A 26,140-nucleotide genomic window follows, 5' to 3' on the forward strand; every position below is an offset into this window, starting at 1 on the left:
TCTGGAACCGCTTTCAAGCTGTCGCTGGGACAATTCCTGTCCGCCCCGATCAGCTTTTGACCGGGGCGGTGGCTTGCTTTGTCCGCTCAGAGGCCGCCGAGGCCGCTGGCACGCCCATCGGCGCCCACTTCCAGCAGACGCAGGGTGTTGGTGGCGCCGTGGGTTTCCATGTGTTCGCCGCTGGTGAACACCACGCGGTCACCCGCTTCCAGCAACCCAGCCTCGACCAGCAGGCGGATGCTGCCGCGTGCCGCTTCGCGCGGGGTGAAGCCGCGGCTGTCGAAGTTGATCGGGAATACATCGCGCATCAGCGCCATCTGCCGGCGCGCGCCGTCGTGGCGGGTTACCGCAAACACCGGGGCCGAAGCACGGAAGCGCGACAGGTAACGCGCGGTACCACCGGATTCAGTCATCGCCACAATCGCGCGAACGCCCACGTGCTGGGACAGGAACATGGTGGCCATGGCGATGGCTTGATCGGCACGTTCCAGGTTGCGCGGCGACGCGCCAAAGTCGGTCTCGGTCTGGAACTGGCGCTCGGCACCCAGGCAGATGCGGGCCATCGCCTCGACGGCCTTCACCGGATACGCACCGGCGGCAGTTTCGGCCGACAGCATCACTGCATCGGTACCGTCGATGACCGAGTTGGCCACGTCCAGCACTTCAGCACGGGTCGGGATCGGGCTTTCGACCATGGACTGCAGCATCTGCGTGGCGGTGATCACCACCTTGTTCTGCGCCAGCGAGGCCTTGATGATTTTCTTCTGCAGGCCTGGCAGTTCGGCATCGCCGATTTCCACGCCCAGATCACCACGCGCCACCATCACCACGTCGCTGGCGTCAACGATTTCTTCCAGGTTCTCGATGGCTTCGGTGCGCTCGATCTTGGAGACCAACGCGGCGTAGCAGCCATGTGATTCGGCGATTGCGCGGGCATCGTTCATGTCCTGCGCATTGCGGCAGAACGACACGGCAATGAAGTCCACGCCAATCTTGGCGACGATGCCGATCAATTCCTTGTCGCGCTCGGTCAACGCGCCCAGCGACAGACCGCCGCCCTGCTTGTTCAGGCCCTTGCGATCGGACAGCACGCCGTCGTTGAGCACGGTGTTGATGATGCGCTCGCCCTGCACTTCGACCACCTGCAGCTGCATCAGGCCATCGTCGAGCAGCAGGACGTCGCCCGGGCCCACGTCCTGCGGCAGGCCGAGGTAGCTCACACCCACCTGGGTGGCGTCGCCCGGTACAGCGGTGCTGCTGGCGATCAGGTCGAAGCGATCACCGGCCTTGAGCTGCACCTTGCCTTCGGCAAAGCGCTCGATGCGGATCTTCGGGCCCGGCAGGTCCGCCAGGATGCCCACTTCCACGCCCACACGCTGGGCGGCGGCGCGCACGTCGGCGGCACGCTTTGCCTGGCCGGCCGGATCGCCATGGGAGAAGTTCAGGCGGACCACGTTGACGCCGGCGCGGAACAGCTCATCCAGCACCCCTGGCGCATCCGTAGCCGGTCCGAGGGTGGCAAGAATCTTGGTGCGGCGCTGGCGTTCGGTCATGGTGCTCAATCTCCCTATGAAGCCATCGAAATTAGCACATCCACTGCATGACAACGATGTCGCATACGATTTCATAAAACACTTTCTGCGCTGTCCCAAAGACAGTCCGGACAGCCTGTCTGGACATACCGTACGGTATGACAACGCGAGTCCTATCACCGGCTTGATCAGGCCATGGTGATTCTGGCGACAGCCCGCAATGGAAGCTGCCGTTACACCGCGATGACGTGGGCGGAATGGACGGACATGCATTGTCGTTAGCTGCGGACAGAGAAGACATGGCCGGGCCATGAAACGGGAGCGTGTCGCGTGCGACGTTGGTGTGTGAGCTCCCTTGCCAATGGCCGGATCGCCCTTCCTGCGCAGGCGGGAATAACGAATCGAAGAAAATGACACCCCTCAAAGAACAAGGGCTCCGGAAACCGGAGCCCTGAATCCCATCACGTGCGATCCAATCAGCCGCGCAGCAATACCGCCAGCTCATCCGGCGTCGAAGCCACCGCCCCGGCGCCCGCCGCTTCCAGCTCCTCACGGCCACCAAAGCCCCACGCCACGCCCACATTGCGCATGGCGTGATGACGCGCACCTTCGATATCCATGCGTCGGTCGCCGATCATCCAGCACTGTGCAGGCTGCAACGACAACCGTTGCAATGCCTCGGCGATCAACTCTGGCTTGTTGCTGCGCGAGCCGTCTTCCGTTGCGCCAATCACATTTTCAAAGCAACCACCGAACGGCAGATGCTCGACGATGCGGCGTGCGTGCGGTTCGTTTTTCGCGGTGACCACGGCCAAGCGATGCCCCGCCGCGTGCAGGCCTTGCACCACATCACCGATACCGGCGTAGATGTCGTGCTCCTGCCAGCCAATCACCTCGAAGCGTTCGCGGTACAACGCGACCGCGTGTTCCACCTGCTGCGCATCACCCAACAACGGCGTGAAGCTGGTACGCAGCGACGGGCCGATCCACTTGCGTAGCTCAACCATCGGCGGCACCGGCTGCTGCAGTTTTTCCAGCGCATAAGCCACGCAGCTGGTGATGCCGACGGCGGAATCAATCAGCGTGCCGTCCAGATCAAAGAAGAACACATCGCGGCTCACGAACCGCGAGCCTCCAGGGCCGCGACGGCCGGCAAGGTCTTGCCCTCCAGGAACTCCAGGAACGCGCCACCACCGGTGGAGATGTAGCTCACCTGCTTGGCGATGCCGTACTTGTCGACCGCTGCAAGCGTGTCGCCACCGCCGGCAATCGAGAACGCGCTGGAACTGGCAATCGCCCGCGCCATCGCCTCAGTACCCTTGCCGAATGCATCAAACTCGAACACGCCGACCGGGCCGTTCCACACCACGGTGCCGGCCTTGGCGATCAGCTCGGCGTACTGCGCAGCCGTCTGCGGGCCGATATCCAGAATCATGTCGTCCGCTTCCACCGCGTTGACCGCCTTGACCGTCGCTGGCGCATCGGCAGCGAAAGCCGGGGCCACCACCACGTCGATCGGCAACGGGATTTCAGCGCCGCGCGCCCTGGTGTCGGCGTCGATCTTGCGCGCGGTGTCGAGCAGATCATTCTCCACCAGCGACTTGCCCACGCCGTGGCCTTCGGCAGCGATGAAGGTGTTGGCGATGCCGCCGCCCACAATCAGCTGGTCAACCTTGCTTACCAGGCTGGACAGCAGTTCCAGTTTGGTCGACACCTTGGAGCCGGCGACGATCGCCAGCAGCGGGCGCGCCGGGTTGGCCAACGCCTTGTCCAGCGCGTCCAGTTCGGCCATCAGCAGCGGGCCGCCGGCAGCAACTGGGGCGAAGCGGATCACGCCGTGGGTGGACGCCTGCGCGCGGTGCGCGGTGCCGAAGGCGTCCATCACAAACACGTCGCACAGCGCGGCGTACTTCTTCGACAGCGCCTCGTCATCCTTGCCCTCACCCACGTTCATGCGGCAGTTTTCCAGCAGCACGATCTTGCCCGGGGCTACTTCAACGCCGTCCACCCAATCCTTGACCAGCGGCACGTCCACGCCGAGCAGTTCGGACAGGCGCTTGGCCACCGGCGCGAGCGAATCGGCCTCGCTCCAGACGCCTTCCTTCGGGCGGCCCAGGTGCGAGGTGACCAGCACGGCGGCCCCCTTTTCCAGCGCCAGCTTCAGGGTTGGCAGCGACGCGGTGATGCGCTGCTCGGAGGTGATCTTGCCGCTGTCGTCGATCGGCACGTTCAGATCCTGGCGGATCAATACACGCTTGCCGGAAAGGTCGAGGTCGGTCATACGAACGATGGACATGGCAGGATCTGCTCCGCTGGGGGTGGGAAACCGCCATTTTCGCCCGCCCCGTCCGCTGGGGGCAAACCAAAGGCTCAATCCGATGCAAACACGTCTGCCCCAACCTGAATTGCATAGCGACCGGCTGCGCCTGCGCGACGTGCGTGACGACGACGCCTCGGCACTGTTCTCCATCCATTCCAACCCGCAAGTGATGCGCTATTGGAGCTACCCGGCCTGGACCGAGCTGGCACAGGCCGAGCAGAAAGTGGCCGACATCCAACGCCAGCGGCGCGAACTCGACATTCTGATCTGGGCCATTGCCGATGCAGACAGTGACCAGCTGATCGGTACAAGCGCGCTATTCGCGCTGGATCTCACGCAGGGCCGCGCAGAGATCGGCTACAGCCTGCACCCGGACTGGCAACACCGTGGACTGGCCACCGAGGCGCTGCGCCTGATCCTGCGGTACGCATTCGATGCGTTACAGCTGCGCCGGGTTGAAGCCGATGCCGACCCACGCAATGAACCCTCATGCCGCCTGCTGGAAAAGCTGGGCTTCGTCCGAGAAGGCCTCCTGCGCGAGCGCTGGAACGTCAACAATGAAATCTGCGACACCGCGTTTTACGGCCTGCTGCGGCATGACTTCAAAATAGGCTGACGCTCTAAAGCGGAGCGATGCTCCGCTGAAGCGCCATTGTTACCGCCGTGCCGAGCATCGCTCGGCACGACCTCAAGGCTCTTTCTTTTCCACGCGACTGCTGCGCAACAGGCTGAAAGCAAACCCGGCAACGGCCAGTGCACCCAGCACCAACACTGCCCACAACAACACGTTCTTCCAGTCGCGCGGTGCCTTGGTCGCTTGATAGGCCACATCACCCGCGCGTACTGCATTGGCGCCCAGCCTGGCGACCGCCGGCTGCCAATGCGCACCGTTGCGTGCGCGCAGTGCATCCAACATCGGATCCAGTGCGGCCTGCGTATCGACCACGTTGGCACTGCCCGCTACCAGCAGATATGGCGCGCGCCCCTGCGCAAGGAACACGACGCTGCCGGGGCGATAACCCAGCCGCAGCAGCGGCGCTTCTGAAGGCACGGATCCGGGCTCGGCGAGAAGGCGCCACTGCCGATCCGTGATGGTCCCCGACGTTTCCAGTGGCACCGACCGCTGCTGTTTACCGGCTTCGCTCAGATTCCAGGCATTCCAACCCCGTGTCAGCAGCTGCCAATCCGGCGTGTTGCCGTCAGCACCGGGGCGATCTGCATCGCGACTGTAGACACTCCAGCTCACAGCGCTGTTGGCTGGCATCACCACGTCCAGCCGCTGGATCGGCAAGCGCCCCTGCAACGCATAGAAATAGCCCTCCTTCGCGCTGCCGCCGGCGTCGGCCTTGAGCTCCTGCCATTGCCAATCGCCGGCATCGACCACGTCGGCCATTTCACCGCGCAAACCACGCAGCACAGGTGCGCCACTGCGCTGCAGCGGTACCAGCCGCAGGTAACGCAACCCGGTTTCGACCTTGATAGCGTTGTTGCGCAGCTCGCGGCCCTGGTTGCTCAACTGCACCAGGCGTACTTGCGGGTCCAGCACCTGCCAGCCGCGCAGATCGTCACTGCCCTCCAGGCGATAACCCAGATCCAGCGTCGCACCTGCATCGGCCCAGTCCACCAACAGCGCACGCAGCTTGCCTGCGTCGTCTCCCAGATCCACCAGCCATACCGGGTCAGCTGTTCCCGCTGCACCGGCGCTGGCGACGGAATTGCGGATCGACACTACCTTGCCCTGGGTATCACGCTGTACCACCACGCTCAGGTCGTCGTCGGCCGTCGCGGCACTCACCGGCAGCGCGAACCACTGCAGTTCCACCGTGCGCAACGGCCCCGGTAGCGGCGTGGCCGCTGCGTACACCACGCTCGCCACCGGCTTGCCATCGGCGTCGATCACCCGCACATCGCGCAGGTCACGCCAATGCGCAGCGGCATAGACCGACGCCTCCAGCGGCACCCGGTAGGCACCGGCATCGGGCTGGGACAACTGCAACGGCCATTGCTGGGCGAAATCATCGGCGGCCTGCGCACTCAACGGCAGCAGGGCCAGCCACAGCAAACGCTTGATCATGCGGACGCTTCCTCATTGTTGTTCTGGATGGCCGCTGCGCGGCGCGGTGGTGCCGGCGCCAGCCAGCCCACCAAGGTGCACAACAGGCCGTAGGCGATGAATGCGCCAATGCCGAGCAGATCGCCCAGATTGCTGCGATCGACCAGCAACAGCTTGGCCAGCACCACGCCCATCAAGATCGCACCCGCCAGCCACAAGCCCCACTGGCCACGGCGCGAGCCGGATACCCAACCGATCACGCCGAGCAAGCTCCACACCACGGTCAAACTGGTCTGCGCCAACTGGGTACCCAGCAGCGTGTCATTCCACGGTTCACCGCCCCAGTGATGCACGGCACGCAATGTCATCACCGTGACCAGCACCAATGCGGCCACTGCCATGCCCACCAACTGCATGGGTGGGATGTGCGCACTGCGCCCTTCCCACAATCGCATCGCGGCCAACACCAGCACGGCGATCTCGGCCAGCTCCAGTGGATTGAACAGCACGATCCACGGCAGCGGCGAAGCACTGCCCGCACTCGCCAACGAGGTAAGCCACCACAATCCCAGCACACCGAATACCACCGCCTGCAACGCCGCGCGGTAGCGATCAAATGCCGCACCCAACGGCTGCGACAGCCACGTCCAGCGACGCATCGACAGCACCGCCAGCAACAGCCACGGCAGTGCCAGCAGCAAGCCAACCCAACCTTCGGCAAGCGTGAAGCGATCACCGACATGCCAAGCCAGCAGCGACAGCACTGTTGGCCACAGCAACAGCCACGCCAACTGCGCCAGCCCGGCAATCGCGCCGCTACCGGCACGCAGGCACAACAGGCTGCGCATGCCCAGCACCGCAAACAACGGCCACGCCCACACACCATGGCCGGCAAACGGCTGGCCATATTCGGACACCTGCAGGAACGCCAACGGGAACGCCAGCACCAGGCAGCCCAGCGTGGTCAGTGACAATGCCAATGCCGGCGCGCGGCGCTGCACTTCGGCCGCCAGCCAGCCGGTCACGCCCAACATCACCAGCACGGCATGCAGACGGCTGCCGTGCGTGACAAAGTCGCCGATCTCCATGGTGAGGTTGCCCAGCCACCAAGCCAGGCCCCATACATAGGCAATGGTGGCGACCTGCACTTTGCCGGCGCCGCGATACAGCCATGCCGTGGCGAAACCGGCCAACGCGATCAACAACGCGCCCATGAACGCTGCATTGGCGACCGCCATCTCCGCCTGCCCTATCGCGCTACTGCCGATCAACAACGCCACTGCAGCAGCCAGTTGCAGGCCGATACCGCTCCAGCGCGCGAGGCGACGGTCCTGCATCAGGCCCAGCCAAACCAGCCCGGCACCTTCCAGCGCAAACACCGATGCGGTGGCGCGCGCCGACAAGGCCAACGGCACTGCAAGCGTGGCGAAGCCCACCGCGAGGATGGCGTAACCGCGCGCCAGTACATCCAGCCGCTCTTTGTTGATCAAGGCACGTGCCAATACCGCATACAACACGGCCACGCCCAACGCGCACAGCGCCAGCGGCATACGTTCGCCCTGCAGCAGGCCCGCCTGCAGCGAGAACGCAATCAGCGGCGTGCCGAACAACAGGCAACCGTCAATGCGTGCGCTACCCGGTGTGGCCACCTTGCGTGCGTACAACAACGGCAATAGCAGGTAAAACACGAAGAACAACACCAGGAACGGCTCGGTGCTGTTGAACTTGGCCGGCGAGTAATCCATCACGCCCCATGCCGTACCAATGCCCCAGGTAAACGCGAAGCCCAGCAGGTTGAGAATGCGCCACGGTCTTACCCACGCAATGGCAAAGATGCCGGCATTGAGCAGCGCGTAGTACGAGAACAGACCGACATGATTGCCGCTATTGCTGGACAGCCAGATCGGCGCCATGAAACCGGCCAGCACGCCGAGGATGGCCAAGGTGCGCGATTCCTGCAGCACCGCCATCACCGACAACCCGGCAATCAGCACGATGCTGATCGCGAATGCCGGTCCAGCATCGATCACGCCGTAGTTCTTGAACGCGGCGAACACGGTCAGCAGCAACACGCCAATGGCGCCGCCCTGCAGTGCCAGAGCGAAGGTGCGGTGGCTCTCACGCTTGCGCCAGGCAAACACCAGTCCGGCCAATGCGGCGGCGCTGATCGCGGCCAGGCGGAACTCGATGGGCATACTCAGCCAGCCCTGATCGCTGGCGTACTTCAGCAGCGCCGCGACACCGGCCAGCAGCACCAGCATGCCCACCTTGACCGGCACGTTGCCGCTGGTGAACCACTGTTTGACGTGTTCGATACCGCGCTCGATGAGATTCGGCTCGACCGGCGCGGGCGGTGCCCATTCCTGCGGTGGATACTGCCTGGGAGCCGGTTCGGCACGGGCGACCACCGGCCGGGTTGGCTCTGGCAGCGGAGGCGGCGCGTTGACAGGCACTGAAGGCGCCGCCGGCGTCGGCGCCTGCTTATCCTCAAATGCAGGCCGGGGCGTCACTGGCGCAGTGCGGAATACCGGTTCTCGTTCGGCAAGCGGCGGTGCGGCGGCCTCGGCTTGCTCGGCATTGCGCGGGGAATGTGCAGCGGCTGCTTCCAATAGGGATACCCGCCGCTTCAGCGATGCCACCTGTAACAGGGCCATCACCAGCAGCACCGGCACCACCAGCACCACGGCCAGCAGCAGCAATCCCCAAAACACCAACGTGTCGTCCATTTGCCGTCCTTGTCCCCATCGGGGTGCCGCACCACCTTATCCACGCGCGATGGAAACGCAAGATGCCGTAAAGGTTGCTGGGGGCGTTTGCAGTGCCGGCCGAAGCTCGGCAGGCTTTTGCCGACAGGGCCCAGCCACGCCTGGCACCGCCCTGCCGGCTAAACGGCGGCGTTGTGGCCTGCTTCCTGTTGACGGCTACCCGGGGAAAAGAAAAGGGCGCCCTCAAGGCGCCCTTTCTTCACTCACGCAACCTGCGAATCAGGCAGCAACAACGCGCACCATTTCCAGGCACTTGTTGGAATAGCCCCACTCGTTGTCGTACCAGCTGACCAGCTTGACGAAGGTGCTGTCCAGGGCGATGCCGGCTTCGGCGTCGAACACCGAGGTGTGGGTCTCGCCGCGGAAATCAGTGGCAACCACCTTGTCTTCGGTGTAGCCCAGGATGCCCTTCAACGCGCCTTCGCTCTGTGCCTTCACTTCGGCGCAGATCTCGGCGTAGGTGGCTTCCTTTTCCAGTTCGACGGTCAGATCGACCACCGACACGTCCGAGGTCGGCACGCGGAAGCTCATGCCGGTGAGCTTCTTGTTCAATTCCGGGATCACCACGCCGACAGCCTTGGCGGCGCCGGTCGAGGACGGAATGATGTTTTCCAGGATGCCACGGCCACCGCGCCAGTCCTTGTTGGACGGGCCATCGACAGTCTTCTGGGTAGCGGTCGCCGCATGCACGGTGGTCATCAGGCCACGCTTGATGCCCCACTTGTCATTGATGACCTTGGCCAGCGGCGCCAGGCAGTTGGTGGTGCACGACGCGTTGGAGATGATCGCCTGACCGGCGTAGGTCTTGTCGTTCACGCCGAACACGAACATCGGCGTGTCGTCCTTGGACGGGGCCGACAGGATCACCTTCTTGGCGCCCGCGTCGATGTGCTTCTGCGCGGCGTCCTTGGTCAGGAACAGGCCGGTGGATTCGATGACCACGTCAACGCCCACTTCGTCCCACTTCAGGTTGGACGGATCGCGCTCCTGGGTCAGGCGGATCTTCTTGCCGTTGACCAGCAGATCATTGCCTTCCACTGCCACATCCGCCTTGAAGCGACCATGCACCGAGTCGTACTTGAGCATGTAGGCCAGGTAATCCGGCTCCAGCAGATCGTTGATGGCCACGATCTCGATGTCGTTGCCAAAGTTCAACACTGCCGAACGCAGCACGTTGCGCCCGATGCGACCGAAACCGTTGATGCCGACCTTGATTGCCATGTTCACAAGCTCCTGCAGCCGCAAACCCGTTGCGGCGGGGGTGGAAAGGGGCCGCCATTCTAACAGCACAGCCCGCTCCCACCGTCCTTGCCAAACGCCAGCACGGCTGACTGCCCACTGAGCGCAAACGCTTGTTTGATCAGGATCAAAGCGGCATCCGGGCGCTGCCGGGACACTGGCGCCACCTCCACCACGTAACGGAAATACAACATGCGCAAGACTTCCGCCCTGTTGCTCTCCGGCCTGGCTGCCGCCATGGCCCTGGTCGCCGCTCCCGCCATGGCGCAGTCCAAGGGCGACTGGACCTTGGGCGTCGGCGTGCACGCCGTCGATCCCAAGTCCGATGCCGGCGACCTGAATGGTTCTGCCCTGGGCTTGGGTGCCCTGCCGACCAAGGTCGACAGCGACGTCAAGCCGACCGTCACCTTTGAGTACTTCGTCGCCGACAACGTGGGCATCGAAGTGCTGGCCGCACTGCCGTTCAAGCACGACATCAGCATCAATGGCGTCGGCAAGGTCGGCGAAACCAAGCAGTTGCCGCCGGTCGTCTCGCTGCAGTACCACTTCGTCAACAGCAGCAAGATCACCCCGTTCGTCGGCTTGGGCGTGAACTACACCAAGTTCTTCAGCACCGACAGCAAGGGGGCGCTCGCCGGCACCAAGCTGAAGCTGGAAGACTCGTGGGGCCTGGCCGCTCATGCGGGCTTGGACTTCGCGCTGAGTGACAAGGGCTCCCTGCGCGTGGATATGCGCTGGGCTGACATCGACACCAAGGTGAAGGTCAACGGCGCCAACCTGGGCACCGCCAAGATCGATCCGCTGGTCTACGGCATGGCTTACGTCTTCAAGTTCTGAGCCGGGCCGTAAATCCGCAAAGCGACCACACCGCTCCCCCGGCCTGCCCGGTGGGGGCGGTTTCGCCATATGCGGCATGCAACCGCACGCGCGGGTGCCGCTAGAATGCGGAAATGAAAACGTTTTCGCTCCGCTCATTCCCGCTGCTACTCGCTGCCGTCGCCACCACCGCACTCATCCCCGGGCATGCCTGGGCATGGGGCGCGCAAGGTCACCGGCTGGTGGCGCGCGTAGCTGAGCCGTTGCTGGACCCGCAGGCCAAGGCCGATATCCAGCACCTGCTCGCTGCCGAGCCCGGCGCCACGCTCGACAGCATCGCCCCCTGGGCTGACCAGCTGCGTGCGCAGAACCCGGACCTTGGCAAGCGCTCAGCCACTTGGCACTACATCAATATGGGCGAAGAAGACTGCACCTACGTGCAGCCCAAGCAGTGCCCGGATGGCAAATGCGTGGTCGAGGCGCTCAAGAACCAGTCCGCCCTGCTCGCCGACCGCAGCAACTCCGATGCCGCACGCCTGCAGGCACTGAAGTTCGTCGTCCACCTGATGGGCGACATCCATCAGCCGTTGCATGCCGGTTACGGCCACGACCGCGGCGGCAATACGTATCAGCTGCAGTTCGACGGTCGCGGTACCAACCTGCACTCACTGTGGGACAGCGGCATGTTCTACGCCCAGCGCCGGGACGACGAGCAGTTCCTGCAGCAGCTGCTCGCGCTGCCCTCCCCCGAAGGTGTCAGCCGCCCCGAATTGCAACGGGATGCGCCGCGTTGGGCAGTTGAGTCCTGCCATATCGCCATGCGCCCGGGCGTCTACCCGGACACACGCAAGCTGGGTGAGCAGTACGCAGACACGTGGCGACCGGTGGCCGAAGCCCAGGTCCGGCTGGCCGGCGAACGCCTGGCGGCGCTGTTGAACACGCTGCTCGACCGTCCCTGAGCCGAGCTGCCGATGAAGGGCTGCGGCGCTTCATCGGCGGCATTCGTACCGCACGTGGTTTAGCGCAGGCCGCCCTGGCTGCGCACCCGGGCTTCGCCTTTCACCACTTCGAAGGTGAAGGCGTACAGCAACGTCACCGGCACGTCCTCCACCCGCACCGCACCCGTACAGTCGCCCTGTGCGATGGGTTCGCTGCCGGGGGAGAAATGACAGATGGCTGCCGGCCGGAACGTCCACTGCGTTGCTGCTGCAATCGATGCCTGCAACAGAGAAGCGTGCTCCAGCTCGCGCCCGGCCACACAGTTGGCGTGTTCCAGCAGCGGCTCCACCCGCTCGACGCCGCCATCCGCCGCAACGATCACGCGGACGCAAAGCGTTGTCGGCGGCAAGGTCTGCCGCACGTAGTCTGCGGGCATGACCGGTGGCGACGACTGCACCGGCTCAGGCATGCGAAAGGTTTCGCTCGCCGCCAGCGTGTACGCCTGGATAGCCCCCGCAGCACCGCCGCCACTCTCTGGCGTGAGCAGACGGTGGCCAACGTTGTAGCGGTTGTCGGGCTCTTCGATTACCGGCGTCGTGGCCACGCACCCTGCCAACGCCGCAATAAAAACCACTGCACATCCAATACGGGCGCCACACCATCCAGCACAACGGCCGGATGGCGAACGCCAATGTGGCGTCCAGATCAAGACGTCACTTCCGATGTTTCAGTCTCGGTCTTGTCCATGTCGAAACGCACCGGCACCCGTACCTGCCCGGCCACCGCCTCGCCATTTTTGCTGCCGGGATTCAATGTCCAGCCACGCGCGGCTTCCACCGCAGCGGCGTCCAGATCGGCATGACCGGAACTGCTGTCGACCACTACACCGGTCACCGCGCCATCGGCAGCCACATTGATCTTCAACCACACTTCGCCGGTATGCATGCTGGGCGGATAGCGCGGCGGCGACATCGTCGCGAAGCTGGGAATGCTGGCTGGCGTTGTTTGCGGCTCAACCGAGATGCGTCCCTTGCCTGCAGTGGCGTTCTGGTTGGCGGAAGCGGCCAGCGACACCTGCAACTCAACGTCCAGCACCGAGCGACCATCAGCCGTGGACACCTTCACCCCGGCAGGCGTGTCGGCAGCAATCAGCAGAATGGGGCGTGACGCCACAACGCCATCGGCCTTCAATTCGCCGCTCAAACGCAGCTGTCCGGCGTCGGCAGACTCCAGCGTGAACTCCGCATTCCAGGTCACACCTTTGCCCGACTGCAGGGCGAAAGCGAACGGCTTGCCGGCATGTTCGCGGATCTGGAACTGCTGGCGTTCACCGTCTGCATTCACCTCAAGTGCTACCGCGTACAACGCGCCTACGGAAGCAACCTCCTGCGTGGCCGGCTGTGCTGCCCATGCCGCGTAACCCAGTCCGCACGACATACCCAACGACACCATCACCATCGTCAACCACTGCTTTTTTCCGGGAACCGGACGCTTCAACATGGCAATACGCTCCTTCAATGGATGCGGGCTCTGCCAGTGGCAACCCACTGGCAATGGGGACAATGCCAAGCCGGTCTTGAGCATGGCGTTGCCATAACTACGACGCGCGCCGCCCATGCGGGCGACAACGCGTTCATCGCATGACAGCTCCTGGTCGTCACGGCAACGGCGCAGGGCAAACGGCAACAACGGATTGAACCAATGGATGCACTGCATCAGTGCCAGCAGTGCGTTGACGACGATGTCACCCCGGCGCACGTGCAGTTGCTCATGCAGCAGCACCAGTTGTTGTTCCTGTGGCGTGTAACGTTGCTCGAAGCCCGCAGGCAGCACGATCCGCGGCCGCCACACCTGCATAACCGCCGGCAGGCCAAGCACTGCCTGCGCCTGCCAGAAACCATCGGCACGCCGCTCGACGCGCCCGAGACCTCGCACGAAACGGCGTTGCTGGCGAATCAATCCCGCCCCCATCACCAACGCACCGCAGGCCCAGATGCCGACCAACAACAATGGCCACATTGGCAATGACTGCAGAGGCTCCACCATTGCCGTACCAATGCTTGGCGATTTACCGGCGACGTGCATCGCGGTGACGACCACACGCGGCGCAGGCAACAGCACCGCAACTGCCGCCACCGGCACCGCCAACCACAGCAGATACGCAGCGCTGGCCCCCAACCAGTGACGCACCGGCCGGCGCAGCAACATCACCAAAGCCATCGCCGCACTGGAGGCCAAGGCGGTCATCAACAACGTCTTGAGGAGTTCAGTGCTGCTCATCATCAAGCCCCTCCAGCAGTTTGCGCAGCTCGGCCACATCATCGCGTGTGAGCTTTTGATGTTGGCTGAAATGCGCCACCAGTGGCGCGACACGCCCATCGAAAAGACGGTCGATCAAACTGCTGCTTTCCTCCAGCACCCAGGCATCACGCTCGACCAGCGGCGAGTACAGATAGCGACGGCCCTCCTTCTCCGCGCCAATCGCCTCCTTGTTGAGCAAGCGATTGAGCAGGGTCTTGACCGTGGCCTCCGCCCAGTCATTGCCGCGTGGCAAACGCGCCATCACCTCGTCGGCGGACAGCGGGTGCTGTCCCCACAGGACTTGCATCACGACGGCTTCGGCTTCACTGATCTGGATCATCGTTTACGCCTGTAATTTTTTGCGATTACATAAGTAAACAATCGCACTGTCAAGTGCCTGCACAAGGGCTCAATGTGCCCCGTGCTGTAATGCTTCAACGCCCCAGGATCCGGACCCCATGCCGCACTACCTCACCGATCTTGATGCCGCCGTGGATTGGCTGCTCACCCACACACAAGGCCAGCTGCGCATCGCTGCACCACTGGCCCTGGGCAAGCCCCATCGCCTGCTCAATGCACTGTATTCGCGGGTGGAGGCCGATGCTTCGCGTCCGATGCAGCTGTACACCGCACTGTCTCTGAATCCACCGCAGGCTAAAGGCGACGGCCTGGAAGCGCGATTCCTGCGGCCTTTCGCAGAACGTCATTTCGGCAACGACTTTCCCCGCCTGGCCTACGCCGACGCCGTCGCCCGCGATGCCCTGCCCGCACACGTGCAGGTGGAAGAGTTCTATATGCAATCCGGCGCCTTACTCAACTCCTCCCAGGCACAGCGTCACTACACCAGCCTCAATTACACGCACGCTGCCGATGCGGTGGCACAACGCGCGCCGCAGGCCATCGTGCAGAAAGTCGCGTTCCGCGAGGGCAGCACGCAGCTTTCGCTGTCCTGCAACAACGACATCACCCAGGACACGCTGGACGCCATCCACGCGCGTGGCTTGCCGCGCCCGCTGCTCATTGCCGAGGTGGACCCTTTACTGCCCTGGCTCGGCGGCACCGCCGCAGTGGAGGCGGACTTCTTCGACCTGGTCGTCGTGCCCCCCGGTCCGTACCCGCATCTGTTCGGCCTGCCACGGCAGCCCGTCAGCGATGCTGACTACGCCATCGGCTTCCATGCCAGTGCTCTGGTTCGTGATGGCGGCACGCTACAGATCGGCATCGGTACGCTGGCCGACGCACTCAGCCATGCGCTGGTGTTGCGGCACACCGACAATGCGCGCTACCGGCGGATTCTGCGGGCGCTCGACCCGCAACTTGCCGACCATGCACTGGTGCAGGAGGCCGGCGGACTGGGGCCTTTCACTATCGGCTTGTACGGCTGCAGCGAAATGCTCAACGAAGGCTTCCGCGTGCTGGTACAGAGTGGTGTGATCCGCCGCAAAGTACATGACGACTTGGCAGTGATGCAGCGTCTGGCCAATGGCAGTGCGTATGGCTCCGACTACGCCACGCTCGCTGCCGAAGGCGAGTACCTGCACGGCGCCTTCTATCTCGGTTCTCCGGAATTCTACGATTGGCTGCGACACCTGCCTGAAGACGAACGTCGCGCGATCGGCATGCGCCGCATCAGCGAGATCAATCAACTCTATGGCGGCAATGAGACCCTTGAGCGCTTGCAGCGCCGCGACGCGCGCTTTTTCAACTCCTGCATGATCGCCACCGCCCTGGGTGCCGCGGCCTCCGATGCGCTGGAAGATGGACGCGTGGTCTCCGGTGTTGGCGGCCAGTACAACTTCGTGGCGATGGCACACGCACTGCCGGATGCACGCAGCATCCTGATGTTCCGTGCAGTGCGCGACGATGCAGGCAAACCGCAATCCAACGTGCGCTGGAACTACGGCCACACCACGATCCCACGCCACCTCCGCGACATCTTCATCAACGAGTACGGCATTGCCGATCTGCGCAACCGCTCCGACGAAGACTGCGTCATTGCAATGACCGGCATTACCGATAGTGCATTCCAGGCTTCGTTGCTGGACCAAGCCAAGGCCGCGAAGAAGTTGGACAGTACGTTCGCTTCGCCAGAGGCTTGGCAACGCAATCAGGCCAGCGTCCTTCGCGCTGCATTGGCCCCGTTCCGCGCCGATGGCAGCCTGCCGGATTATCCGCTGGGCAGTGATTTCACTCCGCTCGAACAGGACTTGCTGCGCGCACTCACCTGGCTCAAAGCCAACACCCGCACACGGCGTGCCAAGCTGCATACCGTGCTGGCCGCACTGCGCCAATCTGCTGGCGAGAACGACGCAATGTACCTGCAGCGGATGAGTCTGGAGTCGCCCAAGACCTTCAGCGAACGGCTCAACGCGCGCTTGTTGCGACTGGCGCTGGCAAACGTCCTGCATCACTGATGCTGCACGCGAGTCGTCCGTTTCCACTCCAGCCCGGCTTACGAGCGGCATCGAGAAGAAAAAATGCACCAACGTCGCAGCAGCCACTTCCCAAACACGGCGCGCCACATTCCGGCGCCGCACGTTTCACCCGTGCTCCATACGCATTCTGCGCGGCGATCTAACAAGCGCTGCGCCACCCCACGCCGACGTTAAACCACCCTCGGCAAACACCTGATCCGTATTACCGAAAAATCAGGAACGAAAAAGGCCGGGGAAATCCCCGGCCTTTTCCTTACCTCAGCACCGCCAGCCGGAATCAGCCCGGCAGGTTCGCCTTGGCAGCAGCAACCACCGCTTCGGTGGTGATGCCGAAGTGCTGGTACAGCTTGTCGGCCGGTGCCGAGGCACCAAACGTATCCAGGCCGATCACCGCACCGTCCAGGCCCACGTACTGGCGCCAGAAACCGGTAACGCCGGCTTCCACTGCCACGCGGTTACGCACCGCGTTGGGCAGCACGGATTCACGGTAAGCCGCGTCCTGGCGATCGAACACGTCGGTGCACGGCATCGACACCACACGGGTCTTGATGCCAGCAGCGTCGAGCTCCGCCTTGGCCGCCATGGCCAAACCAATCTCCGAGCCGGTGCCAATCAGGATCACGTCCGGCGTACCGGCCGCATCGGCCAGCACGTAGCCGCCGCGTTCGATCTGCTTGACCTGCTCGGCAGTACGCTGCTGCGGCGCCAGGTTCTGGCGGCTGAAGATCAGGCAGCTCGGACCGTCCTTGCGCACGATGGCAGCCTTCCAGCTGACCGCCGATTCGGCGGCGTCGCACGGGCGCCACACATCGTTGTTGGGGATGTAACGCAGCGAGGACACGTGCTCCACCGGCTGGTGGGTCGGGCCGTCTTCGCCCAGACCGATGGAGTCGTGGGTGAACACGTGGATGACGTGCGCCGGGATCAGCGCGCTCATGCGCAACGCGTTGCGAGCGTAGTCGCTGAACACCAGGAAGGTGGCGTCGAACGGCAGGAAACCACCGTGCAGCGCCAGACCGTTGGCGATGGCGCTCATGCCGAACTCACGCACGCCGTAGTGCACGTAGTTTGCATTCGGATCTTCGCCGACCACGGTCTGCGCGCCCTTCCACAGGGTCAGGTTGGAGCCGGCCAGATCGGCCGAGCCACCAATGATTTCCGGCAGCAGCGGCGCGAAGGCCTGGATTGCGTTCTGCGACGCCTTGCGCGAAGCGATGTTCGGCGCTTCGGCTTGCACCTGGGCGATGTAGGCATCGGCCTGGGCAATGAAGTCAGCCGGCAGCTCACCGTGCGAACGACGGGTCAGGTCTTCGGCTTCAGCCGGGAACTGCGCGGCATACTTGTCGAACAGTTGCTCCCACTCGGCCTGACGCAGCGTGCCGGTACCGCCTGCACGCCAGCCGGCGTAGATTTCTTCCGGGATTTCAAACGGGCCATATGGCCACTGCAGCGCCTTGCGGGTAGCTTCCAGTTCGTCCTTGCCCAGCGGTGCACCGTGGCTGGATTCCTGGCCGGCCTTGTTCGGCGAGCCAAAACCAATGGTGGTCTTGCAGCAGATCAGGGTCGGCTTGTCGAACTGCGACAGCGCCTGCTCAATGCCGGCCTTGATGCTTTCCGGGTCGTGGCCGTCCACGCCACGCACCACGTTCCAGCCATAGGACTCAAAACGTGCCGGCGTGTCGTCGGTGAACCAGCCTTCCACTTCACCATCGATGGAGATGTTGTTGTCATCCCAGAAGCACACCAGCTTGCTCAGGCCCCAGGTGCCGGCCAGCGATGCGGCTTCGTGCGAGATGCCTTCCATCAGGCAGCCGTCGCCCATGAACACCCAGGTGCGGTGATCGACGACTTCGAATTCCGGGCGGTTGTAGCGCTGGGACAGCAGCTTCTCGGCCAGCGCGAAGCCCACGGCGTTCGCCAGACCCTGGCCCAGCGGACCGGTAGTGGTTTCAACGCCCGGGGTTTCGTGATGCTCCGGGTGACCGGCGGTCTTGCTGCCCAGCTGGCGGAAGGCCTTGAGCTGCTCGATCGGCAGGTCGTAGCCGCTCAGGTGCAGCAATGCGTAGTGCAGCATCGAGCCGTGCCCGTTGGACAGCACGAAACGGTCGCGGTTGAACCAGTTCGGGTTGTTCGGGTTGTGGCGGTGATAGTCGTTCCAGAGCACTTCGGCGATATCGGCCATGCCCATCGGCATGCCGGGATGACCGGACTTGGCGGCTTCGACCGCATCAGCGGCAAGAAAACGGATGGCGTTCGCCAACTGGCGGCGGGAGGGCTGCGTCATGGTTTCGTCGGAATCGGGAGGCTCCCGCGGAACTGCGGGCGGCCTATTGTCCCACAAGCCACCGCGCGGTTCAGGCCAAAACGCCCGCCCAAAGCGCCTCCTTCCGGCATCTACACAAAGCAGAATGGCCACCTGTTCAGGTGGCCATTCCGGCTCGCAATCGGGCGGTGGACTCAGTCGCTGGAAGGCTGTCGAGCCATGTTCTCATCGCTTTCACCACGCGCCACCAACGCGGTCAGGGCCAGATCGCCCGTGACATTAAGCGCGGTACGGCACATGTCCAGGAAGTGGTTGACGCCCAGGATCAGGCCGATACCCACCGGATTCACGCCGACCATCGCACAGATCAGCGCGACCACCGGCAGCGAGCCCGAGGGTACGCCGGCCGTGCCAATACCACCCAGGATGCAGACCACCATCACCATGAACTGCTGGCCGATGCTCAGGTCCACGCCGAAGAACTGCGCCAGGAAGATCACCGTCACACCCTCGAACAGGGCAGTACCGTTCTGGTTGGCGGTGGCACCCACGGTCAGTACAAAGCGCGAAACTTTGTGCGGGAAACCCATTTGGTCAGCCACCCGCAGCGCGGTTGGCAAGGTGGCATTGGATGACGCCGTGGAAAACGCCATCAAGGTGGCTTCCTGCGTCTGCCGGAAAAACTTCAGCGGCGAACGCCCGGCCAACTTCACCGCAATGCCGTAGCTGACAAACATATGCAACGCCAGCGCCAGTACCACCACGCCCACGTAGGCACCCAGCTTGATCAACAGACTGAAGCCGAAGATGGCTGCCAAGTTGAACATGAAGCAGGCCACCGCATACGGCGCCAGGCGGATGACCAGGTTGATCAGGGTCATCGAGATTTCAAACAAACCCTCGATGGCCTTGCGCAGCGTGGCTACCTTTTCGGCCGGCGACAGCACCATGCCGATGCCCAGCATCAAGGCGAAGAACATCAGCGACAGGATCTTGCCGTTGTCAGAGGCCGCTTCGAGCACGTTGTTCGGCACGATCGACAGCAGCATCTCCAGGCCTTTGGGCTGGGAGCCCACACCGGCCACGATCTCCTTGCTGCGCTCAGCGTTCTCGGCCAACAGCTGCGCCGCCACGGCCGGGTCCACGCCCGCACCGGGTTTGAACAGGTTGACCAGCACCAGTCCGATCAGCACCGCCACGCCGGACAACACAATGGTGTAAGCCAGCGACTTCCAGCCGATGCGGCCCAGCGAGCGGATGTCGCCCATCTCCGACACACCCATCACCAGTGCCGAGAAGATCAGCGGCACGATGAGCATGAAGATCAGGCTCAGGAACAACCCCGATACCGGTGTCGTCAGATATGTGGTCACCGCGTGCACCCACGGCGCACCCGGGCTCAGCGTATGCACGATCAGACCTAACAGCAGGCCGATGCCGAAGCCGATCCCGATCTTCCAGTGGAACGGCATTTTCGCGCGTGGCGTTGCTGCATTGGCCATCGTGGGTTTCCCTCCAGAGAATTATTCAGCTTAACAGACGCTATACAGCGGTCTTTTCCGCTTTCATCGTGGATATAGAGGGTCAAGCACGGGTTTTTCCGCCATTACCCTGCCGCGCCACTGCGGCCCCTGTCGGAAAACCTCACGCAGGCGTGCCCGGGCTGCGGCCACATCGCCCTCGCCCGCCCAGCGCGCCCGCTGCATGCGCTCCAGCGCCTGACGCTGCGATTCATCGTCCAACTTGGCCATCACTGCATCCAGGTTCTCCACGCCTGCCATTGCCGCAAGAATGTGGACAACCTCATCCAGACCACCCGTATCCAAGGCACGACGTAGATCGGCCAGGCTGTAACGCGCGCCATGCGCGTCGGCGTTGCGCGGGACATCACGCTCGCCCTCAGCAGCCACGCTCCGCCGTGACAGTCCCCAGATAAGGGTGACCAGCCACAACAAGGCGAAGCCTGCGGCCAGTGCCGGCCACAACCATGGCCGCATCGCTGACGTTGCAGACCCCGCAACGGTCAGGGCTTCGTCCGGCACCGCCGAAGCGGCCGGTGCCGGCTGCACCAGCGGCGGCGCAGCAATGCCGCCAGCGCCCTGCGTCACTTCCAGTTGCAGGTCGGGCAGCGTGGCGGTGCGTGCCTGCCCGGCCTGCACATCCCACCAATCCATGGCGATACCCGGCACAGTCAGCGTGCCCGCCTGTTGCGGCACGACGGAATACCGCCGCGTCAGCTTCAACTGCGGACTACCACCGTTGAAGGTTTCGTCGTACTGCGGTGGCTCAGCAAATACCTGCGCGCTGTCGCCCAGCGAGGGCACCGGCAGCTCGGGGAACTGCGCCTTGGTCACGCCGTTGGCCGTGACTTCGACCACGATGGTGGTCGCTTCACCGGTGCGGCCCTGTTTTGGCGCGGCGGTGTAGCGCAGTTGCAGGCCTTTCAGCGGCAGCCATGGCTGCGGCGCATTCGCCGGCGTGGCCAGCACGTTCAGTGTCTGATCCGGCCCGCGCGCACTGAGCTGGCCGCTGTCACGACCAAAGAAATCGTCAAAGAAACCGCCCACACCCTGCCCGCTGAAACGCGCGCCCTTTACCTGTAGTGGGCCACTGCGTTCGGGTACCAACAGGAAGCGACGCTCGACCACGTTGTAACGACGGCCGCCAACCTCACGCGTTGAGGTTCGGTCATCGCCCACCCGCTGCAGCGAGGCGCCGGCTGGCGTATCCAACACCAGTTCACCGGAAGCCAGCTGGGTGGCGAAGAACAAACGCACCACCACGCCCACGCTTTGCTGCACGTAGGGCTGCGTGACGTCTACCTCGGTTTCAATGAAGGCCAGCGCATTGCTGTCACGGCTGGCGATAGGCGCCTGCGCCACCACCAATTGCATCGGCGCGGTCTGCGCGTTGCCCACACGCAATGCGGGAATCACCAACGTACCGGTGCGTTGTGGCGACAGCGCAACCGCGAACAGCGACGTGTTGCTGACCGCACCATTGCGCATCTGCATCTGCCGGTTGCTGCTCTGGTTGCTCAATGCGAAATCCGCACGCAGCGGGGTGTAGTCCGGCGCTGCACTCTGGTCGGTTTCAATATTGAGGGTGACGGTTTCGCCCTGATTGACGCTGTCCCGGTCCAGCCACGCGCGCGTCTGCGCATGTGCCATGCCCACACTCACCCAGGCGAGCAGACACAACAGCGCCCATCGGTTGAATTGCCGGTACCTGCTGCCTGTGCTCATCGCCGTTCCCGCATCCGTCGCTCGTATTCGAGCTGGAATTTCGCCTTCAACAAATCGCCCGGTTCATCCGGTACGCGCTGCATCCATGCCTCCACTGCCTGTTGCTGCTCGCGTTGCTGCGGCGTCATCGCCGCGCGTGCCGCGGCAGCGGCATCTGTTTCCTTTCCTTCCTGTGCCTGGCGCTGGCGCATGGCTTCCTGCATGCGCTCACGCTGGGCTTGGTCAGCCTGCTGCTGTTTGCCTGCGTCTTCGCCTTCCGGCTCGCCCTGTTCCTGGCGCGGCTTGCCTTCTGCACCTGCGGGCGGTTGCTGCCCTTTCTGACCGGGATCGTTGCTGTCAGACGAGTGTGGCTGGCCCTGCTGGGAGGGATTCTGCTGACTTTGCTGCTGCTGGCCTTGTTGCTGCTGGCCCTGCTGTGGATTCGGTTTCTGTTGACCTTGGGAGTCCTGACCCTGCTGCGGCTTCTGCTTGCCCTTGTCGCCCTGCTGCTGATCCTGCTGCGACTTGCGCTTGCGCGCGGCATCGACCGCTGCGCGATTGGCAACGGCATCTTCCATGCCCGGATGCAGCTTCAACGCGCGGTCATAGGCCTTGATGGCGTCATCCAAACGGCCCTGACGCGCCAGCGCATTGCCGAGGTTGTACCACCCCTGGTCAGAGTCGATGCCCTCGAACCGCTTCTGCGCGGTAGCGAAATCACCTTGCCGATACGCATCAACGCCTTCGCTCAGCCGCTGATGTTGGCGCTGATCCGCACGTTGCCACCACTCGCCCTGCTCGGCAGCGGACGCCGGCTGCATCATCGGCAGCAACGCGCACAATGCGAGCATCGGCAGCACCCGACGCGGGCGTCGGAAGGCGAACAACGCCAGCAACAACAGCGGCAACAACAACCAATAGCCTTCGTCCTGCCAGGATTTTCCCTGCTCGCTCTGCTGCCGGCCGCTGCTTTGTTCTTGCGGCTGCAATACTTCCAACGCCTGCAGGTCAGCATTGGTACTGGCGATACGTTGGTAGCGGCCACCACCGGCAACTGCCAGCGCCCGCAGCGATGTCTCATCCAGATGCGCATGCTCGATGCCACCGCGCGAATCGCGGTAAGAGGCGCCCTGCAGGCTGCCCAGACCCAGTACCGAAACCTCATGACCGGCCGCACGCAACTGTGCTGCTGCAGCCACGGCGGCTGCATCGGCATGATCGGTCAGCAACAGCACGTCACCATTGCGCGCACCGGACTGCTTCAACAGATCGCCCGCCCATGCCAAGGCGCGGTCCGTCTTCTGCCCGTCCAACGGCATTACTTCCGGCGCCAATGCATCCAGAAACAACGCGACATTGGCCGCGTCGTCGGTGAGGGGTGCCACGGTGAAGGGCTCCCATGCATAGGCAATCAACGCCACTTCGCCACCTTTGCGTTCACGCAGCAACGTGGCGAGCTTGGCCCGCACCTGCAGCAGTCGTGACGGTGGCAGATCGGTGGCGCGGATGCTGCTGGAAAGGTCCAACACAATGACCAACGGCGTCTTCGTTTCCCATAACGGCTGCTCCACTTGTCGCCAACTCGGCCCAGCCAGTGCAAGCGCCGCCAGCAGCAAACCGAGCGACAACGCCACGCGCCCCCACCATCGACGCCCGCCAGTTCCGGTGAGCAGATGTGACAACAAGTGTGCGTCCACCGCTTCATGCCAACGGCTGCGACGTCGCTGCAGGTAACTGCTACCCAGCAAGGCCACCGGCACCAGCAACAGCGCCCATAGCCATTCCGGACGCAGAAAGTGCAGCTGCTGCCAAAGATTCATGCGCGCAGCCCCCGCCATGCCAGCCCCAGTACACCGAGCAACAGGGCCACGGCCAATGGCCAGCCGTAGCGCTCGATGCGCGGGCGCACTGCCGGGCCCGCACTTTGCACCGGCTCCAGGCGATCCAGTTCAACGTAGATACCGGCCAGTTCGTCGGTATCGCGGGCACGGAAGAAACGACCGCCGGTTTCACTGGCGATTTTGGACAGCGTTTCTTCATCCACCGGGTCTTCGCCTCCGGGTAACTGCACCCCGAACAACGACGCCTGCCCGGTGCCACCAAAGGCCACCGTGTAAACCCGCACACCCTCGGCCTTGGCCAGCTCCGCTGCCTTCAGCGGTTCCAGAACGCCGGCGGTGTTGAGACCGTCGGTGAGCATGATCACCACACGCTGCCCTTCCGGTTGCTCACGCAGGCGTTTGACCGACAGTGCGATTGCATCACCCAGCGCCGTCTCGCGACCAGCCAGCCCCACCACACTGTCGCGCAGTTGTTCACGCACGGTGGCCCGGTCGGCGGTCAGCGGAGTGAGCGCGTAGGCGCGTTGCCCGAATACCACCAGGCCGATGCGATCGCCCTCACGGCGATCCAGGAAGTCGGCGAGCACCGCTTTGGCCGCGGTGAGGCGATCCACAATGCGGCCGCCGAGCTGCATGTCCGGCTCTTCCATGCTGCCGGACAGGTCCACCGCCAGCATCATCTGCCGCGCTTCGCGTGGCGGCTCTACCGGTTCACCCAGTTGCTGCGGTCGCGCCGCCGCTGCACACAGAAACACCCAGGCCAGCCATAGCAGCATCGCGCCCAACCAGGCACCGCCGCGCCGCTGCGCATCCTGCAACTGCAGTCGAGCGGGGTCATAAGGCACGCGCAACGCCGGCGTATTCTCATCGCGTAACGGCCACCAGCGCATCAACACTGGCAAGGGCAGCAGCAGCCACAACCAGGGCCAGGCAAACTCCGGCCACCAACCCGGCATCATGTCGAGCAACGCCTGCATCAGCGCTTCCCCGCCATCAATTCAAGAAAACGTGTCCGCGCCAATCGGCACGCACGCTCAACCGTCTCTGCGTCCATCTGTGGACGGAAGCCGCCTTCCAGCAGCACTCGCCCCTCGCCATTACTGAAGGCCGTGCCCTTGGCCCCATCGAGGAAACGCAGCCACGCATCTCCGTGCAGCAATACCGCCTGCGTATCGACCCAGCGTGATGCACGACGCAACAATTCAGAGGCGGCAGCCAAGCGGGAGGGGCCGTTTTCGGTCGCCGCCAGTTGTTGATCAAACACCTGTGCCCAACGTCGCAACCGTCGTTGCCGAATCAAATACAACGCGGTAGTTACCGACACGATCAACAGCACCGCCGCAATCACCAGCCACCAACCCGACGCCAACGGCCACCAACCTGGTGACGCAGGCAAGTGCACATCCCGTAGTGGCAGTTGCGCGGCGATCATGCGGGACTCCGGAGGCCAGCAGTGCCCAACCAGGCATCACTGGCGTCATCGCTGCACAAGGTGCTGACGCGAATGCGGCGGCCGGGCAGCTGCCGCACCAGTGCTTCCACCGGCCCGATCAATGCTTCATGCCACGCGCTACGCACCGCCTCAGAGCCCAGGTCAAAGCGCATCCGCCCCGCGGAGGTTGCCACGGGCAACACACATTGCGGCGGCGATATTTCCAGTGGATCCACCAGCAGCAGCAACTGCACTTCCACATGCATGGACAATGCCGACCACACCGCAGCCGGTACCGCAGAAGCGCTGGCCGGATCGGCCAACACCACCGCACGCGCGCCCGGGTGCAACACCCGCGCGGCACGCTCCAGCGCAAACTGCAGTCCGGCATCGTCGGCCTGCGGCTCGGCATACCAGCGCGTCAGGGCATCCAGCACACGCAATGCCCCGCGCGTTCCACCGGCAGGCGGCACCAGCGATTGCTGTCGGCTGCCGCGCAACGCGGCCAAGCGATCACCGTCGCGTAGCGCCGACCATGTCGCGACAGCACCCGCGCGAGCGGCCTGCACCGATTTGAAGCGCACACGGGTTCCGAAGTACAGCGCAGCGGCGGTATCGGCCACCAACAAGGTGACCCGTTCGCGCTCGGTCTGAAACGTTTTGGTGTGTGTGGCGTCAGTACGCGCGGTGAGTTTCCAATCGATATGGCGCGCATCGTCGCCTGCCACATATTCCCGTGACTCGGCGTATTCCATGCCGCGTCCGCGCATCGTCGATGCCGCACGTCCGCTCACCGCGTAGTGCCCACGCCGCGCCTGTCGCCCCTGCATCGCCGCCCGGCGCAGGGCAATCAATTCAGCCAGCTGCGGGCGGATACCTGCATGCAGCTCGTCGCTATGGTCAGCGCGCACAGACACGCCAGAGGCCTGCTTAGTCATCACAGGCCTCGCTTGGGGAGTCAGGCAGATTCAAAGGAGAAA

The 26,140-nt window shown here is 63.9% G+C and carries 21 protein-coding genes; 4 read left to right on the top strand and 17 right to left on the bottom strand.

Going from position 1 to position 26,140, the window contains the following annotated elements; genetic code table 11:
• Nucleotides 1-86 precede the first annotated feature (86 nt).
• From pyk to PAN08_RS13440, 3 genes are all read right to left on the bottom strand, one after another.
• A complete protein-coding gene (gene pyk / locus PAN08_RS13430; RefSeq protein WP_269792014.1) occupies nt 87-1,553 on the bottom strand; it encodes a pyruvate kinase in 1,467 nt (488 codons plus the stop codon).
• Nucleotides 1,554-2,008: 455 nt separating this feature from the next.
• Entirely contained in the window at nt 2,009-2,653 is a 645-nt protein-coding gene (locus PAN08_RS13435; protein ID WP_269792015.1) for an HAD hydrolase-like protein, read from the bottom strand.
• On the bottom strand, nt 2,650-3,828 hold the full coding sequence (locus PAN08_RS13440) for a phosphoglycerate kinase (protein ID WP_269792016.1): 1,179 nt from the start codon (nt 3,826-3,828) through the stop codon (nt 2,650-2,652). The genes PAN08_RS13435 and PAN08_RS13440 overlap by 4 nt, the downstream gene beginning before the upstream one ends.
• Before the next feature lie 82 nt (nt 3,829-3,910).
• On the opposite strand from PAN08_RS13440, the gene PAN08_RS13445 reads away from it, so the two are divergent.
• Nucleotides 3,911-4,468: a GNAT family protein gene (locus PAN08_RS13445; protein WP_269792017.1), complete on the top strand. Its 558-nt coding sequence runs from the start codon at nt 3,911-3,913 to the stop codon at nt 4,466-4,468.
• A 72-nt stretch (nt 4,469-4,540) separates the two neighbouring features.
• Here PAN08_RS13445 and PAN08_RS13450 read toward each other — a convergent pair whose 3' ends face one another.
• From PAN08_RS13450 to PAN08_RS13465, 4 genes are all read right to left on the bottom strand, one after another.
• The gene (locus tag PAN08_RS13450; RefSeq protein ID WP_269792018.1) at nt 4,541-5,926 is read right to left on the bottom strand and encodes a DUF3999 domain-containing protein; all 1,386 of its coding nucleotides are present in this window, start codon (nt 5,924-5,926) and stop codon (nt 4,541-4,543) included.
• Nucleotides 5,923-8,631 (bottom strand): DUF2339 domain-containing protein, encoded by a 2,709-nt coding sequence (locus PAN08_RS13455; protein WP_269792019.1) that lies wholly within the window; start codon nt 8,629-8,631, stop codon nt 5,923-5,925. Before PAN08_RS13455 ends, PAN08_RS13450 begins: the two co-directional genes overlap by 4 nt.
• A gap of 258 nt (nt 8,632-8,889) precedes the next feature.
• Nucleotides 8,890-9,891, bottom strand: coding sequence for a type I glyceraldehyde-3-phosphate dehydrogenase (gene gap / locus PAN08_RS13460; RefSeq protein ID WP_269792020.1), 1,002 nt, complete (start codon nt 9,889-9,891; stop codon nt 8,890-8,892).
• Between the two features lie 59 nt (nt 9,892-9,950).
• A complete protein-coding gene (locus tag PAN08_RS13465; protein ID WP_269792021.1) occupies nt 9,951-10,103 on the bottom strand; it encodes a hypothetical protein in 153 nt (50 codons plus the stop codon).
• On the opposite strand from PAN08_RS13465, the gene PAN08_RS13470 reads away from it, so the two are divergent.
• A complete protein-coding gene (locus PAN08_RS13470; protein ID WP_269792022.1) occupies nt 10,102-10,746 on the top strand; it encodes an OmpW family outer membrane protein in 645 nt (214 codons plus the stop codon). The two genes, PAN08_RS13465 and PAN08_RS13470, sit on opposite strands and share 2 nt — an antisense overlap.
• A 113-nt stretch (nt 10,747-10,859) precedes the next feature.
• Nucleotides 10,860-11,684, top strand: coding sequence for a S1/P1 nuclease (locus tag PAN08_RS13475; RefSeq protein WP_269792023.1), 825 nt, complete (start codon nt 10,860-10,862; stop codon nt 11,682-11,684).
• A gap of 59 nt (nt 11,685-11,743) precedes the next feature.
• Here the strand turns inward: PAN08_RS13475 and PAN08_RS13480 are convergent, their stop codons facing one another.
• The 3 genes from PAN08_RS13480 to PAN08_RS13490 form a co-directional block, all read right to left on the bottom strand.
• Nucleotides 11,744-12,268, bottom strand: coding sequence for a hypothetical protein (locus tag PAN08_RS13480; RefSeq protein WP_269792024.1), 525 nt, complete (start codon nt 12,266-12,268; stop codon nt 11,744-11,746).
• A gap of 101 nt (nt 12,269-12,369) precedes the next feature.
• Nucleotides 12,370-13,944, bottom strand: coding sequence for a TonB family protein (locus PAN08_RS13485; RefSeq protein WP_269792025.1), 1,575 nt, complete (start codon nt 13,942-13,944; stop codon nt 12,370-12,372).
• Nucleotides 13,931-14,302 (bottom strand): BlaI/MecI/CopY family transcriptional regulator, encoded by a 372-nt coding sequence (locus PAN08_RS13490; protein WP_269792324.1) that lies wholly within the window; start codon nt 14,300-14,302, stop codon nt 13,931-13,933. The genes PAN08_RS13485 and PAN08_RS13490 overlap by 14 nt, the downstream gene beginning before the upstream one ends.
• 121 nt (nt 14,303-14,423) lie before the next feature.
• Between PAN08_RS13490 and PAN08_RS13495 the strand changes: the two genes are divergently transcribed.
• A complete protein-coding gene (locus tag PAN08_RS13495; RefSeq protein ID WP_269792026.1) occupies nt 14,424-16,379 on the top strand; it encodes an acetyl-CoA hydrolase/transferase C-terminal domain-containing protein in 1,956 nt (651 codons plus the stop codon).
• 298 nt (nt 16,380-16,677) lie between these two features.
• Here the strand turns inward: PAN08_RS13495 and tkt are convergent, their stop codons facing one another.
• From tkt to PAN08_RS13530, 7 genes are all read right to left on the bottom strand, one after another.
• Nucleotides 16,678-18,684 (bottom strand): transketolase, encoded by a 2,007-nt coding sequence (gene tkt / locus PAN08_RS13500; RefSeq protein ID WP_269792027.1) that lies wholly within the window; start codon nt 18,682-18,684, stop codon nt 16,678-16,680.
• A 173-nt stretch (nt 18,685-18,857) separates the two neighbouring features.
• Complete coding sequence (locus PAN08_RS13505; protein ID WP_269792028.1) at nt 18,858-20,165, bottom strand: dicarboxylate/amino acid:cation symporter; 1,308 nt, start codon at nt 20,163-20,165, stop codon at nt 18,858-18,860.
• 63 nt (nt 20,166-20,228) lie between these two features.
• The gene (locus PAN08_RS13510; RefSeq protein ID WP_332840109.1) at nt 20,229-21,833 is read right to left on the bottom strand and encodes a BatD family protein; all 1,605 of its coding nucleotides are present in this window, start codon (nt 21,831-21,833) and stop codon (nt 20,229-20,231) included.
• 71 nt (nt 21,834-21,904) lie between these two features.
• Complete coding sequence (locus tag PAN08_RS13515; RefSeq protein WP_269792030.1) at nt 21,905-23,707, bottom strand: VWA domain-containing protein; 1,803 nt, start codon at nt 23,705-23,707, stop codon at nt 21,905-21,907.
• Nucleotides 23,704-24,705, bottom strand: coding sequence for a VWA domain-containing protein (locus PAN08_RS13520; RefSeq protein WP_269792031.1), 1,002 nt, complete (start codon nt 24,703-24,705; stop codon nt 23,704-23,706). The genes PAN08_RS13515 and PAN08_RS13520 overlap by 4 nt, the downstream gene beginning before the upstream one ends.
• The gene (locus PAN08_RS13525; protein ID WP_269792032.1) at nt 24,705-25,160 is read right to left on the bottom strand and encodes a DUF4381 domain-containing protein; all 456 of its coding nucleotides are present in this window, start codon (nt 25,158-25,160) and stop codon (nt 24,705-24,707) included. The genes PAN08_RS13520 and PAN08_RS13525 overlap by 1 nt, the downstream gene beginning before the upstream one ends.
• Nucleotides 25,157-26,098, bottom strand: coding sequence for a DUF58 domain-containing protein (locus tag PAN08_RS13530; RefSeq protein ID WP_269792033.1), 942 nt, complete (start codon nt 26,096-26,098; stop codon nt 25,157-25,159). Before PAN08_RS13530 ends, PAN08_RS13525 begins: the two co-directional genes overlap by 4 nt.
• Nucleotides 26,099-26,140: the final 42 nt, after the last annotated feature.

Source organism: Stenotrophomonas sp. Iso1 (genome assembly GCF_027497995.1).
In the GTDB taxonomy this organism is placed as follows: domain Bacteria; phylum Pseudomonadota; class Gammaproteobacteria; order Xanthomonadales; family Xanthomonadaceae; genus Stenotrophomonas.